Source organism: Clostridium thermosuccinogenes, from assembly GCF_002896855.1.
Classification (GTDB): Bacteria; Bacillota; Clostridia; order Acetivibrionales; family DSM-5807; genus Pseudoclostridium; species Pseudoclostridium thermosuccinogenes.
The window spans coordinates 3,788,592-3,802,822 of record NZ_CP021850.1 but is presented as its reverse complement, the minus strand read 5'-3'; the positions used below and the strand labels follow the sequence as shown (position 1 = coordinate 3,802,822).

Genomic DNA, 14,231 nt, shown 5'->3' with positions numbered 1-14,231 from the left:
TATGGTAAAAACTGTTTTAGCATGGTTGTTGAAACCATGCGCCAATTATGACCAATGCAATTGAATTTCCATAGGATGATTTTATCACAATGCAGGATGATATTACAAGAACAGGCAAGTTTATTTTGTTTGGTTGAGCTCGTCGTGCTATACGTTTGGCAATACCATATTGTATGCCTTAGCGGTTTCATACATTATCATTATTGATTGTGTTTTACAAGCATTAGTGATTGCGCCGGTTAATTGAAAATGGCGTTGCAGAGAGATTACAGAAGCAGTCTTTAATCAGAGGATATGATGCTCAGAAAAAAATTCCATTTAATTATATTGTTTGCAGAAATAGTTCTTAAGACAGAGAATGTGGCAAATCATCTAAGCCGGGTGAACGATTGACTTAAAATAAGCTGACTGGCCCAAACTCTGAACTTACACCACGAGATACCGGAACGATGATTATTTAATAATGCTGTCAAATCAAAAAGCATCATCTTGAGAGTTCCCTTTAATTGGTGAAATTTTGGTGGTGGCAATATGTAACTTACGTGGTGTAGAGCGTGGCCAGTCAGCATATAAATTATTGAGGGGGAATGATATTACTTAACCTGCAGGGCCTGGGACTTTAAATATGAAAGCGGTTCATCCATCTCGCAGGTAGCCACGCAGATATATCTGTCAGCAGCTCCGTAATAAACATATAGTATGTTGTCCTTGATTACATTGCCGGTGGGAAATACACAGCCGTTGTAATATCCATTGGTTTCAAAATCAAATTCGGGTTCCATGATGAAATCGGTAGTTCTGGCAATGATATTGGATGGGTTGTCGAGCTGTAGAAGCATAGCTCCGACTCGGTACATGCTATCCTTTTCACTAACTCCGTGATAGAGCAAGAGCCATCCGTCCTCTGTGCGCAACGGAGGGGTGGAAGCTCCGATTTTTTTGTCCTCCCACCATTGTTCCGGTTTTGCCAGCAGAGTGTGTGTATCCCATTCCATCAAGTCATCGCTGTAGGAAATCCATATGGACGGTACCGGTGTTCCATACTCAGGCCCTACCCATTCCATAGGCCGGGATAAAAGGACATATTTTCCGTTGACTTTCTCGGGGAACAATATCACGTCCCGGTTGTCATAACGGCTATCCGTAATGCGCCCAAGTTTTTTAAAATGAATGAAATCCTTCGTAATGGCAAGATGGGTGCAGGTTTTATTTTCCATAAGGAATAAAGGCTCGGCAGAGGCGTGCACTGGCTTCTTTTTTTTATCATCGCCAAGCCAATACTGACCGGGGAAATAAGGCCGTGAAGCATATGTGATATAATAATGATCTCCAAGCTTAATAGCCCTGGGGTCTTCCACACCACCACCGTCAGCTCCGTTTTTATCAGGTTCAAGAACCGGGTGGTCGAATTCGCGAGTAAAAGTAAAACCATCTTTGGATGTGGCAAGGCCAAGATAGATATAATGCTCTTCATCATTTCCCGCCGCCCGATATAGCATTTTAAAAGTGTTATCGTCATCAAGTACCACAGCAGGATTCAGTACGCAGAGAGATTCCCAATCGTTTTCCGGATTGGGGGACAATATTGGGTTACCTTTGTATTTTGTCAGTTTCATAATACATCACCTCTTTTGAATTTTTATTATGTTTTTTCATTGCTTTTTGTACCAAAACAAATAACAAGCTGGCTGAAAGTGTGATAACGATACTGTTTGCATACATGGCCTGGTAACCATAGCGCTCAATTATCCATCCACCAATCATGTTTCCAATAATTCCACTCAAACCATAATAATATGTAGGTTTTGTGCTTGCTTTATATTTAATTCTGCTGTATTCATGGCCTCGTTACCACCATTGTGCTGAGGGGTAAATTGGTGTCATACCTGGAAACATCGATGGGTTCAAGCCGAGGAGGCATGTCGATGACCATTTGCATTTGGCTGTTTTGCTGTGCTGAGGGCCACGGTGGCATATCCTTGGTGGATGGGTTTTTTGTCTTAATGAACTGCATGACAGACTGGTGGAAAATTCTCTCCATCTCACTCCATGTCTGTTCAAAACCCACTTTTTTGTCCGGCTGGGTTCTTCTGAACAGAGCCTCGTTGTCTGTGCTATGACAGGCAATACCTGCACCGCCAAACGCCCACCGGTATAAGAAAATGGGTGAACGGTAGCCGCTTTTCAACAGAAGGCTTGCAGTGTGAAGGTAGGCATTGATGTAAGTGTAATACGAAGAAACCTTCCCCAAGGCTTCAACATAGCCATGTGTAGCCTTTAATCTCAGGTATTCCTTAAAAATATAATTGCCGTTGTCACCGAATTTCCAAAGCAAACGCCTTTCCACATCGTCATCACTCAATACATTGTAAGGAAGTGAGGTGTTGATGTGAAGTTCCTTTTCCATATATCCCATCACAAGGGGCACATCGTGTATTTCTCCTTTCATAACAGAAGCAGATACATCCTTAGGCAGTACAATACCGTCTGCGGTAGTACCGTAACTTTCAAACATGATATATTTGCTGTGGGCAGTTAATTGCGCTTTTATAATCTCCAGTGGGGAGGCATCAAGAATGGAAGCAGCATTTTGCGATGGGATATTTAGAGCATCAAGAAAGTTGAGAGCCAGCGCATTTACGGTTTCTATATCCTTGATGCTTTGCAATGCACCGCTCATGGCAAAGGCAGAGTGAAACAGACCTTTTGCTGCAGGCGCCATCATCATGTTCAAAACAGACTTTCCCCCGGCGGATTGACCTATAATACACACATTTTGAGGGTCACCGCCAAAAGCTTCTATATGCTCCTGAACCCACTCCAATGCAAGTATCTGATCCATCAAGCCAAGGTTTCCAGACATGGCGTAATCCTCACCCAGCAGCTTTCCCAAATACAGATACCCAAAAGCTCCAAGGCGGTAGTTTGGCATGACAACCACCACATCATGTCCCTGGACGATGGAAGGTCCGTCGAATCCTTCTTCGGAATTGGAGCCTTCAACATGTCCACCACCGTGAATATAGAAAACCACAGGGCGTTTTTTACCGTCCAAGGCAGGAGTCCAGACATTAAGATTCAGGCAATCCTCGCTGTAAACCACTCCTGGCTCAGGGTTAAGCGCCCGAGGCTGCATGGCACGCGGCCCGAAAGCAGTGCAATCCAATACACCTTTCCAGCCTTTCTTTTTTACAGGAGGCTTGAAACGCCTTTCCCCAACAGGAGGTTCTGCATAAGGAATGCCGAGAAAAGCAATCATATTTCCATCCATTCGTCCTTTCAGTTCTCCCGCACCAATCTTTAATATCATGTTATCACTTCACTTTTCATATTTTTTATTGATTGAATCTACATTTTGATGCTTCATGTCTGGCGCCTTAGCTGCGATGGAACATCAGTCTCCATCATCCATTTAAGGACGTTTCGCATTATTTGCCTCACTACAGGGTTTTGCCATACAGAAGGATTATGCCCGGGAGTGAAGGTACAAATCCGACCCTTTCCCTGTGTGCGTGTATAACAGGCCGGAACTTCGCCATATCTGGAAATCGAATGCATCAGGATGTCAAGATCGTCGGTAAGCAATTCAATGAAGTAATGCTCGTCAACTTCCACGAAATCGCTGATGTTTTCCGTAATTGTGTGTTTTTTTACCGGACGAACCGTAACAGGGCACTGCTCCGGATGATGTGAAAAACGGCATCCGATCAATGTACGCAGCTGCTCTGTTCCCTCGTGCCCAACGATTCCGGAATGAATGGCGAACAACCTGCCGCCATGCTCAACATATTCCTGCAATGCACACTGAACCTCCGGCGTTTCCCATTTTTCTCGCTTGGAAGCGCTTACCTCATCGCTTTTGGCAAATATGACAACTTCGTATTGTTTCAGTATATCGGGTTGGAAAAAGGAAGCGTCGCTTTGAACATCCAGAGTGTGTCCTTCAGCGCGCAGAAAAGAAAGCCCTTCAACTATTATCTCTCCGGGATGATAAAAATCATTGCATATTAATAAAATATTCACTTAGGTTCCCCCTATCAATAGGAAAAGCGTTCTCCGTCATAACCGTACAGCACGAGCTCATCCTCATTTATTGTCTGTGAGAAGAAATAAGAAATAGCTAGACGGGCGGCATCAGCAATATCCAGTTTTGCATCCGGATTTAAACTACCGCTCATGTACGAACGGATCCAGCCTGGATGATAGAGACGGAAGCGGTATCCTTTCGGCCGGAGCTGATTAAACAGGATACGAACGTACATGTTGAGGGCTGCCTTACTCATGCAGTATCTGAACATTTCAGAACGCCAACACTGCGTGATGCTGCCTGCTTCTGATGATATAAAGCAGAGCTTTTTTTCACTGCCTGCCTCCAGTAATGGAAAAAGATGTTCTACAAGCCTTGCCGAGCCAAGTGCATTAACATTGTATACGAGTAATGCTGTATCGGTTTCGATATGAAGACCTTTATCCTTATCATTATGTCCGTTGATGCCTGCGTTGCTTATGAGCACATCCAGGCAAGAGGTGAGGTTGGCGACAGTTTCTGCGGCAGCTTTCACACTTTCGTCGCTTCCCACATCCAGCGGAACTAAGAAAAGGCTATCGGGATAACGAGCTTTCAAATCCTTTAACTGAGTCCATTCAGGCATGTATTGTCCCGCATACACAATATGACCTTGGGAAAGAAGCTGCTCTGTCATACCAAAGCCAAGCCCTCTGTCGGCTCCGCTGATAAAAATATGCTGTGTGCTCAACATTATACACCTCCTTTGCAAAGCAGGGTGCACCATATGCAAACCTGTTTTATCCTATTTTTCGTTTAATATGCGAACAGAATCCCTGTAAATCATTTTGCCAGGCACAACTACGGACGAGGAGGCACTGTTTTGATGGTTTATGCAATAGGTTATCAATTCCGCAGCTTTGTGTGTGAGTGTTTCCACATCGACAGCGACTGTGGTGATTTGAGGTTTGCTGATCTGGGAGTATATAGAGTTATCAAACCCAATAAGCGAAATATCTTCAGGAACCCGAAGACCCATTTTATTTAGCTGCTCCAGCAGTTTGTATGCCGATTCATCACAGTTGCATACAAAGGCAGTCGGAAGTTTATTGGGAAGAGCGAATTGCTCCAGAATACGTCCTCTATCTGTACGATCGTTGATAATCCATTCATCGCGAATGGGTAGATCATGTTCCAGCATGGCTTTGTAAAAACCCAGGAATCTATCCTGGATGCTGCTGGTGGAATGACGAATGTTGCCCAAAAATCCAATATCTTTATGCCCGCATGAAATCACATAGCTTGTGCTGATAAAAGAGCTTTGAAAATTGTTGGTTGTCACCGACAAGTATTTCTCGTTATCCGTATAGAAATCCAGCAAAATAAAAGGTACACTCTGCTCATTGAGGAAAGATAGGTACTCATCGCTTATCTGACCTAAAACAATAATACCGTCTACCTTGTTCTGCTGCAACATGCAGGGCAGCTTTTTCTCTTTTTCCATGGAGGATGAAACAATCTCCAGTATGCTTGTATAATTAAGTTGTGTCAGCTGTAATGAAAGCTGACTGTGAACACTCCAGTAAAATGTCTCGGGCCCTCGTCCGAAAGATTCAGATAGAAGTATGCCGATATTTTGAGTATTACCTTGCCTGAGCTGACGAGCAACCCTGTTCATGCGATAGCCTCTTTTTCTAGCCAGCTCTTTAACTTGCTGGCGAACAGATTCACTTACACCTTCTTTATCTGCCAAAGATTTGGACACAGTAACAATACTTACCCCCAGCTCTTTGGCCAGATCTTTCATCGTAACTCCCATGTAAACCTCCTGCTTTTTCTTACATACTCAATATATTCTATACGAATTGTCTGATAGTTAAAATGCATTTATGCTTATTATCTGCTATTTAATCATAACAAAATTATAAATAACTAAATATGCCATGTCAAACAAAAAACATCAGTTTATTAATTAAAATTTAAGTTAAAATTTACTTAATTAGTTTATTAATTTACCTAAATACTAAGTATAATATATAAGTAATCTTGTGTGCTGTCAAGAGTTAAATTAACATGTTGTGCTGGTCAGGTTGAGATGGTGTTGTAGTAAGCTTGAGGCTTAAGACAGCGCAATCCAAAGCATCGAGCTTGTATGTAGTCCAATGCTGGCTTAAATGGTAAGTCCCATTTCTTTTTCCTTTCCATGTAAATGAGTTAATTTCTTATAAATTTCAGTTTAAATTTTGTGTTGACAAGAGGTAAATTTAGGGTTATTATTTTAACATAAAAAGCAATGGATTACTTAAATTTAAGTAAATGGAGAGAGGGTAATGGTTAAAGTAGATATACCCGAATCTACTATTAACAGAGAGCAGAGTATTTTAAGGCGTATAGTAAGAGATAGATGGATTTACTTAATGCTGCTCCCTGGCATCGTATACCTCATAATATAATGACACATCCGAATATTCGCGAGTATTATTCAACATATTATACCGATATGACAATGTTCCTTGCTGCAAATGATGACGGAACTATTTGGCGTATTCCCGGTGATGTCTCCGAATCTTGTTGCTTGACATTGCTTGTTCGTCAGGACTGGCTGGAAGCACTGAATATGAAAGCGCTTACGAATACAAAAGAGTTCAAGGAAATGCTGCGTGCCTTTACAGAGGATGATCCGGATAAAAACGGCCAGGATGATACATATGGCTTTACGGGTGCAGGAACCGAATGGCGCAGCTGGGCACCTTTCATGTATCCATTTAAAGCAGATCCAATTAATTTTGTCCTTAAAGACGGCAAGGTTTCCCATGGCTCAATACAGCCTGAAATGAAAGAAGCTTTGGCATTTATGCGGGAGTGCTTTACTGCAGGTTACATTGATCCGGCAATACTTACCAGCAACAATTGCAGCAACAGCAATATCAGGAATATATCTCAGCTATAGGAAAATAGTTGAAAAAGATGAGGCTGTAATACCTTTCTGCTATAGTGCCCCATACAGCTATTGGAATGGGACACTTGCCATAAAATCAATTCACAAATTAATAAAAGAGGTGCGTATATGAAGACATTGGATTTGGCAGGCACATGGCGACTTCGTGCCGAATTTATCGACGTGGGACCGGAACGGTTCGCAGAGGTGGCTGGACGCCCAAAGGGGAAGTTCTCATTTATCCATGGTGTTAAACGCCGTTTCCCTGCCAAGCAGGGATTTATACAGGCACAAGTGCCATGCGATGTTATTACGCCACTTATGGAAAATAACCTTCTCGAAGAACCTTTGGATAAGAAAAACACCGATGACTGCTTGTGGATATGTGACTACTCCTGGTGGTTTTTGCGGGAATTCGAAGTGGATAAGGAGCTTCTGAACTGCGAAGAAGTGCGGTTATATATTGAAATACTGGATTACAAAGCGGATATAATCATCAATAATATGCCGGTTGCAAGCCACAAAAATGCATTCAGGCCACTTGACATAGACGTAAAACGTTATCTGAGGGAAGGATCAAACCAGATTATCATTCGTTTGACGTCGGGTTTCGAAGACCATTACCCCAACGATAGCATAAGCTATTACTGTGCCAACGGTAACGGTATAGCCGACCAACGTGTGTATCTTCGCAAGCCCGCTTACAGTATGGGCTGGGATTGGTGTAAACCTGTACCGACATGCGGCATTGGAAGAAAGATTGAGCTCAGAGGGGTAAGTGGTGCTCATATTACCGGTTTTCGTGCGGACACCGTGTCGATACATGATAATAAAGCTGATATTGAGCTATATTTTGAAATCACAAATCTGTCTATATGCAGTGCTGACGATGCTGTGCTGTGGTACGAAATATGCGATGCAAATGGCAGGGTGATATGCGAAAGAAAGGATCTCTACCTTGCCGGAGGGATTAACTTTATCACAGAATACAAAACAATTGAAAAGGCAAAGTTATGGTGGCCAAATGGTTATGGTCTGCAAAATCTGTATATTGCCAGAGCAGGTGTAATCTGCAGAGGCCATGAAAATGAAATGCAGCCAAAAACTGTTGGTTTAAGAACTCTTGTATTGCGTCAGGATAAACTTCCTGATGGAAGTCGTGAATTCCGGTTTATTGTAAATGGTGTCCCAATTTTTTGCAAGGGTGGCAACTGGGTGCCTGCTGATTCTGTGTATCTTCGTATTCCGCTTTCTACCTATCGTACATTGGTTGATGAAGCCGCATATATGAATAGCAACATGCTGCGTATATGGGGAGGAGGTCTGTACGAACCGGATGAGTTTTACGATTATTGCTCGCAAAAAGGAATTCTTGTTATGCATGATTTCATGTATGCTTGCGCATATTACCCTGATCATCTTCCCTGGTTCGTACATGAGGCAAGACTGGAAGCAGAGTATCAGGTAAAACGTCTTGCTCATCATTGCTGCATAGCTGTTTGGACAGGCAACAATGAAGTGCATGAGTCGTATACGGACTGGTTTGATGAGCATCAACAGGCAGATTATTACTTCGGCAGCAGATTATTTAATTACATCTTCCCCGAAATCGTGCGTAATCATGCGCCCCGCGTTCCTTATATGCCCAGCTCGCCATTTTTCGGAGACCGTGCTAACAGCCTGTATGCAGGTGACACCCATGTGTGGAACCACATGCGTAAAGATAGTGAAATCGGCATGAAAAATGCAGCTGACCTTTATGCTTTTGACCGATTGGCGGCAAAGGTGCGTTTTTCCAGCGAATATGGTTTCCATGGACCCCTCGTTAGAAGCTCTGTCGAACGTTATCATTGTGGCGAGCCTGTTTCCATGGATGGCGAGATATGGAGACACCATGGCGAACATCATAAAAAGCATGAGCACATTGTAGAGCGTATCCGGGTGCATCTTGCAGATGAAGCAAAGCTGCATGATTTGGACGGTTATCTTCTCTATGGCGGTATCGTGCAGGGGCTTATGTATGCCGACATGGCATTGGCCCTTAGGCGATTTGAGCACTGCTCCGGCTGTTTGATATGGATGTATAACGATTGCTGGCCGGAGACAGGATGGACACCCATAGACTACTATCTGACCCGAAAGATCAGCTACTACTTTCTAAAACGAGCCTTTGAACCACGTAAACTTATCCTGCGGGCTGAGCAGGGAACTGCTGTGGTTACGGTTATTAACGAAACACCTGAGGATCTAAAGGCAGAATTGGAATACGGATTTTTTACTTTCAAGGGAGACATGCAATCTATTGGTTTGTGGAGCGTTGATATGGCTGCTCATTCCCGAATGCAATTTGAGTTTCCTGCAAAGGATATGGGATTTGACGGCGCTTATTATGTGCGTCAAATCGATGGTGATTTCTTTGGCGTTGCCACGAGTATTCGTGGATATTATCGCGATATCTCTGTTGAGAATGCCGGCTTAAAGATAGAAAAAATGGAGCAAATAGGAAATGAGCTGCTTGTCACAGTCTCGTCAAAAACCTATTGCCCGTTGGTTTATCTGCGTTGTCCGGATGATACCGTGCGGTTTGATGATAACTTTTTTGAGATGTTGCCAGGCCAGCGCAAAAAGGTTCGTGTTTTTGACTGCGTTGGAGATTTGGAAGTGCAAGCTGTACCAATTGACAATAGATAACAGAAAAGATTATAACGGAAAGACATTTTTATTGATTTTACTCGTTTGTCGTGCTAAAAGATTTATATTACTGTTTAATGAATAAAGAAAGGCTCGATGTTTCAGGACACAGAGCCTTTCTTTCATATACTAGTAGGAACCTTGTGGATTTATCCCAGCATCTCTTGCAGGTCTGTTTTTGCATCCCCTATAAGCTTGAGGTTGAAGGTATCCTGAAGAACCTTTACAACTCCTTCCGACAGGAATTCAGGCGCCTTGGGCCCTATGCGGATATCTTTTACGCCAAGGCTGAATAACCCCAGAAGTATAGCCACCGCTTTTTGCTCAAACCATGACAGAACGATGGAAAGAGGCAGATCATTTACAGTGCAGTTAAAGGCATTGGCGAGGGCGACGGCGATTTTCACTGCCGAACCCGAGTTGTTGCACTGGCCCAGGTCAATGTAGCGGGGGATGTTTGTCCCGGGAACCGTTCCGTAATCATGGTCATTGAACCTGAATTTTCCGCAGGAGGTGGTCAGGATGACGCAGTCCTGGGGAATGGAGAGAGCCAGCTCTCTGTAATATTCACCGCCTTTGCCAGGAGCATCGCAACCGGCTATGACAAAGAACCTTCTGATCTTTCCTGTTTTTACCGCATCGATGATTTCAGGGGCCAATCCCAGAACGGTCTCATGATGGTAACCGGTTATCAGGGTTTTGTCCGACTGAACATTGGCTTCCGGGAGGGACAGTGCCTTTTCTATCAGCGGAGTGAAGTCATTGTTTTCGATTTTTCTTACTCCTTCAAGACCATGTACGTCATAGGAGAAGAAACGGTCAAAATATGTTCCCTTAATGGGCATGAGGCAGTTGGTGGTTCCCAGTATTGCGCCCGGGAATTCTTCAAACACCTTCCTCTGGTCATACCAAGCCTTACCTACATTTCCCTTGAGGTGCTTGTATTTTCTCAATTCCGGATAGCCGTGGGCCGGAAGCATTTCTGAGTGGGTGTATACGTTGACTCCCTTGCCTTCCGACTGCTTGAGCAATTCCTGCAGGGCATACAGGTTGTGGCCTGTAACCAGTATGCACTTTCCTTCGATTCTATCCTCTGTAACCGTAACAGGTTGCGGAATTCCAAGCCTTGATGTGTGAGCCCTGTCCAGCAGGTCCATCACCTTAACGGTGGCAGATCCCACTTTCAGTGCCATATCTATATGCTCTGAAACATTAAAGTTCGAATTGGTAAGTGTCATATAAAGGGCTTCATGGGTTATGGCATCAATTTCGGGGTCCGTATAACCCAGTTGCCTTGCATGGGTAGCATAAGCCGCTATGCCTTTCAAACCGAAAATTATTGTATCCTGAAGACTTGCAACAGTTTCATCCTTGCCGCATACGCCTACTTTTGTGCATCCGCCGCTCGGACATTGTTCACATTGATAACAAAACATTAAAATACCTCCTTGAAATTCATTTCAATCATCCAGATGTTATAATTTTAATTAAGATCAAGAAGGTTGAATGTTGCCAATAACACATATATGCGTGATTTATATCACAGGCGGGGGACAAGAAATAGCTTAACCGACGGGTAAGGCCATTCTGGGGAGGTTCCGGTGGGATGGCCTGAAGAGTTGCGGCAGAATGGAGATAAAGATTTAGAAGTGTGCTTTAAAAATTAAAAATGAGTGCGGTACATTTCCGCACTCATACTACTTAAGCTTATGGCCCATTTTCACTTTTTTGTCTTTTCTCTCCACCATGCCTGGAGCACCGAAGCTTTCCAGCTGCGCTTTCTGGGATTTTACTTCCCTTGGCACGGGATGTCCTTTGTGTTCAGGGATTTCAGTTGCAAACTCAGCCCTGGCAAAATCCTTTTTGTTTCTGAAAATATCTTTGCTCATACAAGCGCTCCTTATATAGTCATTTATTTCTTGTGTTATCTTGGCATGTTGATATAAATAATATATTATATCAACAAAAAACGCCCTCAAAATTATTTTGTCAAACTTTGCACCAAATTATTCATAAGTTTGAAAAATGTATTTGGATTTACATAAGCGCTATTATATAATGAATTATAGGGGGAGAGCATTAAAGGCTCATCATAAAACTATACGAGGTGCATACAGATGACAAAATTATACAAAATACTTATGGCGTCAACAATTTCACTTTCTTTGCTGCTTGGAGGCTGCAACGGAGCTTTGTCTCCCAAAAACGAAAATCCCGGCCAGTCCACGGTTCAATCTTCCACGGCGGAAGGTACACAGGAGGATGGCTCAAATTCCGACGAAGCAACCATACCAGACGAGAATACCGGGACTTCGCCTCAGGAAACCGGCAGCGATGCCGGGAATCAGAAGGATGACCAGACTGTCCGCCCTGAAATCGACCTGGAAAAGGTAAAGCCTAATGAGGCCGGTAAGGTTATGATAGTTATGTTCCATCGTTTTATAGAGAAATATGAATCCGGTGATATGGAATATGTCACCACCTTCGATGAATTCAGGAACCTGCTTCAGACGCTGTATGACAAAGGATACAGATTGATCAGCATGAAGGACTTTTTAAATGACAATATAGATGTCCCTGCCGGATGTGTACCCATGGTGTTTACTTTTGATGACGGTACCCCAGGACAGTTCAGTCTTGTTGAAGAGGATGGGAAGCTGGTGGTTAATAAAAAGTCGGCGGTGGGCGTAATGATGGAATTTTATGAGCAGCATCCGGATTTTGGCCTTGAAGGGACCTTTTATGTGAACCTGGGAGGAGGCACCTTTGAAGGCGGAGCAGGGACTCTGGCCGAAAAGCTCAAGTACTTAATAGACCTGGGATTTGAAATAGGAAATCACACATATAACCATGTCAATTTGCTTAATGTCAAGACTGCGCAAGAGGTGCAGATGGAGCTGGGAGCAAACCAGAAAAGGATGGAGGAGCTTATCCCGGGCTACAAAATGGAAACCATGGCTTTGCCCTTGGGCAACAGTACCGGGGATAAAAGCCTGAGGAATTATTTAGTGCAGGGAGAATATGAGGGGGCTAAGTATCAAAACCTTATCCTGCTGGGAGTAGGAGCAGACCCGACCGTAACTCCTATCAACATCAACTATGGCTCATTGTACACACCGAGGGTCAGAGCTTCGGGACTCAAGAAGGTGGAGATGGATTTATCCTGGTGGCTGGACAATATTTCGAGGAGCCAGGAATACGTAAGTGATGGGAACCCGGATACCATAACTGTACCGGAGGAAAAGAAAGATGAAATCGATGTAAGCAAGCTTGGGAACAAGAAGCTGATTACCTACTAAAAGGTTAAGCATAGTTTTGCCTGTTGTAATAAACTACCCTTATTATCAGTTTTGGAGAGATAATATCAAATTATAAAGACAAGGAATTATTATATCTAATTTTGTCCATACTTATAATTGCATTGGTAAAGGCTCTTTTAAGAATGTGGAATATGGTTTTAACGCTGCCGGCCGGTACCGGGCTTAGTGCCGGCCGCACAGCAATCGTATCCCTTCTTTTTTTCACCGGGATATCCATGGCTAAAAAGCTTTTTACATACTTATTCCGTGGATATTTATATATTTATGTGATATAATATGTTATAAATGGGTATACCATGGTCAAAACCCATATTGTGTTATCAGTTGCGATTGTCTTTATTATTTTTTAAGGAGTGTTTGGAATGGCAAAAGAGGCTATGCGGAAACAACAAACTGATGTCGATGTGAAAAGAAAGGCTATAAAGCTGGTAATCACACATTTAAAGAAAAAGATATCAAGGGAGTTCATAGGGTCTCAGTATGTCAATGAATGGGTGGAAGAAATGGAGGAGCTGCTCAAGAAGCCGGAGTTTAACATTCTTGAGTATTTCGAGATGCGAAAAAGATTGAATGGAATAATAGAGAGTACTCTGGATGAAGAAATAAGATTCAAACTTAGAGATTCATGGTATAGTTTAGGTAAAGCCCTGGATAAAAAGGTCAAACAGGGATGATTTAAAAGCAGGCTGATTAAGGCTTGCTTTTTTATGTGTATCATATTTCTATACTTTGGAAAGCGAAAGCTAAAATGATAAAGTAAAGGAAAGAATAATCGATAAGGCCAAGTCGAAAAGTAAATTGAGAGAATAAATAAAGCAAATCAAAAGCATAAAACTTATCTGCCTCATCTTTTTAAATATATCCCTTCCTTGCAAAGATTAGTGACATATAATAGCGCCATATAGAGTTTTAACAATCTATTTTACACTTGTCAAAAGAATCCGTGAGTATGTCAAACAGAAATAAGCCATGAAAAATCAACTGTGCTTCAGCGGACAGGGCAGATTTATCCATTACATTAGATGGAAATATTATGAAAATATGGGGAAATATTATAACATAATTTAAGATGGACAAGGGGGGATATCATGTTCTTTAAAAAGCAAATAGCAAACAGTACATGCACCAGCGGCAATATTGCAGAGAATATAAGAAGGGATCTGGTTGCCAGCCTGCAGAAAAAGGGTGTGGATATAAGTAAAATTCATATAGGTATGGAATCCGGAAAGCTCAATGTAAAAGTGCAGATAATCGAAAAATAAGGAGAGCGGCCGGA

Annotated in this window: 13 protein-coding genes; 5 read left to right on the top strand and 8 right to left on the bottom strand. The window is 42.7% G+C overall.

Annotation, left to right across the window (positions count from 1 at the left end; all coding sequences use genetic code 11):
- Positions 1 to 593: 593 nt before the first annotated feature.
- The 6 genes from CDO33_RS16730 to CDO33_RS16710 are packed head-to-tail and all read right to left on the bottom strand — an operon-like array spanning position 594 to position 5,825.
- On the bottom strand, positions 594 to 1,616 hold the full coding sequence (locus CDO33_RS16730) for a glycoside hydrolase family 130 protein (RefSeq protein WP_103079782.1): 1,023 nt from the start codon (positions 1,614 to 1,616) through the stop codon (positions 594 to 596).
- Positions 1,591 to 1,785, bottom strand: coding sequence for a hypothetical protein (locus tag CDO33_RS20625; protein ID WP_133158793.1), 195 nt, complete (start codon positions 1,783 to 1,785; stop codon positions 1,591 to 1,593). Before CDO33_RS20625 ends, CDO33_RS16730 begins: the two co-directional genes overlap by 26 nt.
- A 52-nt stretch (positions 1,786 to 1,837) precedes the next feature.
- Positions 1,838 to 3,310 carry a carboxylesterase/lipase family protein gene (locus tag CDO33_RS16725; protein WP_103079781.1) on the bottom strand — a complete coding sequence of 491 codons (1,473 nt, stop codon included), beginning with the start codon at positions 3,308 to 3,310 and terminating at the stop codon, positions 1,838 to 1,840.
- Positions 3,311 to 3,363: 53 nt separating this feature from the next.
- Complete coding sequence (locus CDO33_RS16720; RefSeq protein WP_103079780.1) at positions 3,364 to 4,023, bottom strand: ThuA domain-containing protein; 660 nt, start codon at positions 4,021 to 4,023, stop codon at positions 3,364 to 3,366.
- A gap of 14 nt (positions 4,024 to 4,037) precedes the next feature.
- Positions 4,038 to 4,760, bottom strand: coding sequence for an SDR family NAD(P)-dependent oxidoreductase (locus CDO33_RS16715; RefSeq protein WP_161496398.1), 723 nt, complete (start codon positions 4,758 to 4,760; stop codon positions 4,038 to 4,040).
- 51 nt (positions 4,761 to 4,811) lie between these two features.
- Positions 4,812 to 5,825, bottom strand: coding sequence for a substrate-binding domain-containing protein (locus CDO33_RS16710; protein WP_103079778.1), 1,014 nt, complete (start codon positions 5,823 to 5,825; stop codon positions 4,812 to 4,814).
- Between the two features lie 585 nt (positions 5,826 to 6,410).
- Here CDO33_RS16710 and CDO33_RS16705 point away from each other — a divergent pair.
- Together CDO33_RS16705 and CDO33_RS16700 are read left to right on the top strand one after the other, a co-directional pair.
- Entirely contained in the window at positions 6,411 to 6,956 is a 546-nt protein-coding gene (locus tag CDO33_RS16705) for a type 2 periplasmic-binding domain-containing protein (RefSeq protein WP_103079777.1), read from the top strand.
- A 117-nt stretch (positions 6,957 to 7,073) separates the two neighbouring features.
- Positions 7,074 to 9,635, top strand: a complete 2,562-nt coding sequence (locus tag CDO33_RS16700) for a beta-mannosidase (RefSeq protein ID WP_103079776.1) — start codon at positions 7,074 to 7,076, stop codon at positions 9,633 to 9,635.
- Positions 9,636 to 9,784: 149 nt separating this feature from the next.
- Here the strand turns inward: CDO33_RS16700 and hcp are convergent, their stop codons facing one another.
- Both hcp and CDO33_RS16690 read right to left on the bottom strand, forming a co-directional pair.
- Complete coding sequence (gene hcp / locus CDO33_RS16695; protein WP_103079775.1) at positions 9,785 to 11,071, bottom strand: hydroxylamine reductase; 1,287 nt, start codon at positions 11,069 to 11,071, stop codon at positions 9,785 to 9,787.
- A gap of 261 nt (positions 11,072 to 11,332) precedes the next feature.
- The gene (locus CDO33_RS16690) at positions 11,333 to 11,524 is read right to left on the bottom strand and encodes a hypothetical protein (protein ID WP_103079774.1); all 192 of its coding nucleotides are present in this window, start codon (positions 11,522 to 11,524) and stop codon (positions 11,333 to 11,335) included.
- 228 nt (positions 11,525 to 11,752) lie between these two features.
- Between CDO33_RS16690 and CDO33_RS16685 the strand changes: the two genes are divergently transcribed.
- The 3 genes from CDO33_RS16685 (at position 11,753) to CDO33_RS20980 (ending at position 14,217) form a co-directional block, all read left to right on the top strand.
- On the top strand, positions 11,753 to 12,934 hold the full coding sequence (locus CDO33_RS16685; RefSeq protein ID WP_103079773.1) for a polysaccharide deacetylase family protein: 1,182 nt from the start codon (positions 11,753 to 11,755) through the stop codon (positions 12,932 to 12,934).
- 383 nt (positions 12,935 to 13,317) lie between these two features.
- Complete coding sequence (locus CDO33_RS16675) at positions 13,318 to 13,629, top strand: hypothetical protein (RefSeq protein ID WP_103079771.1); 312 nt, start codon at positions 13,318 to 13,320, stop codon at positions 13,627 to 13,629.
- 414 nt (positions 13,630 to 14,043) lie between these two features.
- Entirely contained in the window at positions 14,044 to 14,217 is a 174-nt protein-coding gene (locus tag CDO33_RS20980) for a hypothetical protein (RefSeq protein ID WP_161496397.1), read from the top strand.
- Positions 14,218 to 14,231: the final 14 nt, after the last annotated feature.

Excerpts from the sequence above, each read along its gene's own strand:
- CDO33_RS16675 (WP_103079771.1), top strand. The coding sequence starts at position 13,318 with ATGGCAAAAGAGGCTATGCGGAAACAACAAACTGATGTCGATGTGAAA.
- CDO33_RS16710 (WP_103079778.1), bottom strand. The coding sequence starts at position 5,825 with ATGGGAGTTACGATGAAAGATCTGGCCAAAGAGCTGGGGGTAAGTATT.
- CDO33_RS16705 (WP_103079777.1), top strand. The coding sequence starts at position 6,411 with ATGGATTTACTTAATGCTGCTCCCTGGCATCGTATACCTCATAATATA.
- CDO33_RS16690 (WP_103079774.1), bottom strand. The coding sequence starts at position 11,524 with ATGAGCAAAGATATTTTCAGAAACAAAAAGGATTTTGCCAGGGCTGAG.
- CDO33_RS16715 (WP_161496398.1), bottom strand. The coding sequence starts at position 4,760 with ATGTTGAGCACACAGCATATTTTTATCAGCGGAGCCGACAGAGGGCTT.
- CDO33_RS20980 (WP_161496397.1), top strand. The coding sequence starts at position 14,044 with ATGTTCTTTAAAAAGCAAATAGCAAACAGTACATGCACCAGCGGCAAT.
- CDO33_RS16700 (WP_103079776.1), top strand. The coding sequence starts at position 7,074 with ATGAAGACATTGGATTTGGCAGGCACATGGCGACTTCGTGCCGAATTT.
- CDO33_RS16685 (WP_103079773.1), top strand. The coding sequence starts at position 11,753 with ATGACAAAATTATACAAAATACTTATGGCGTCAACAATTTCACTTTCT.
- CDO33_RS16730 (WP_103079782.1), bottom strand. The coding sequence starts at position 1,616 with ATGAAACTGACAAAATACAAAGGTAACCCAATATTGTCCCCCAATCCG.
- CDO33_RS16725 (WP_103079781.1), bottom strand. The coding sequence starts at position 3,310 with ATGATATTAAAGATTGGTGCGGGAGAACTGAAAGGACGAATGGATGGA.
- hcp (WP_103079775.1), bottom strand. The coding sequence starts at position 11,071 with ATGTTTTGTTATCAATGTGAACAATGTCCGAGCGGCGGATGCACAAAA.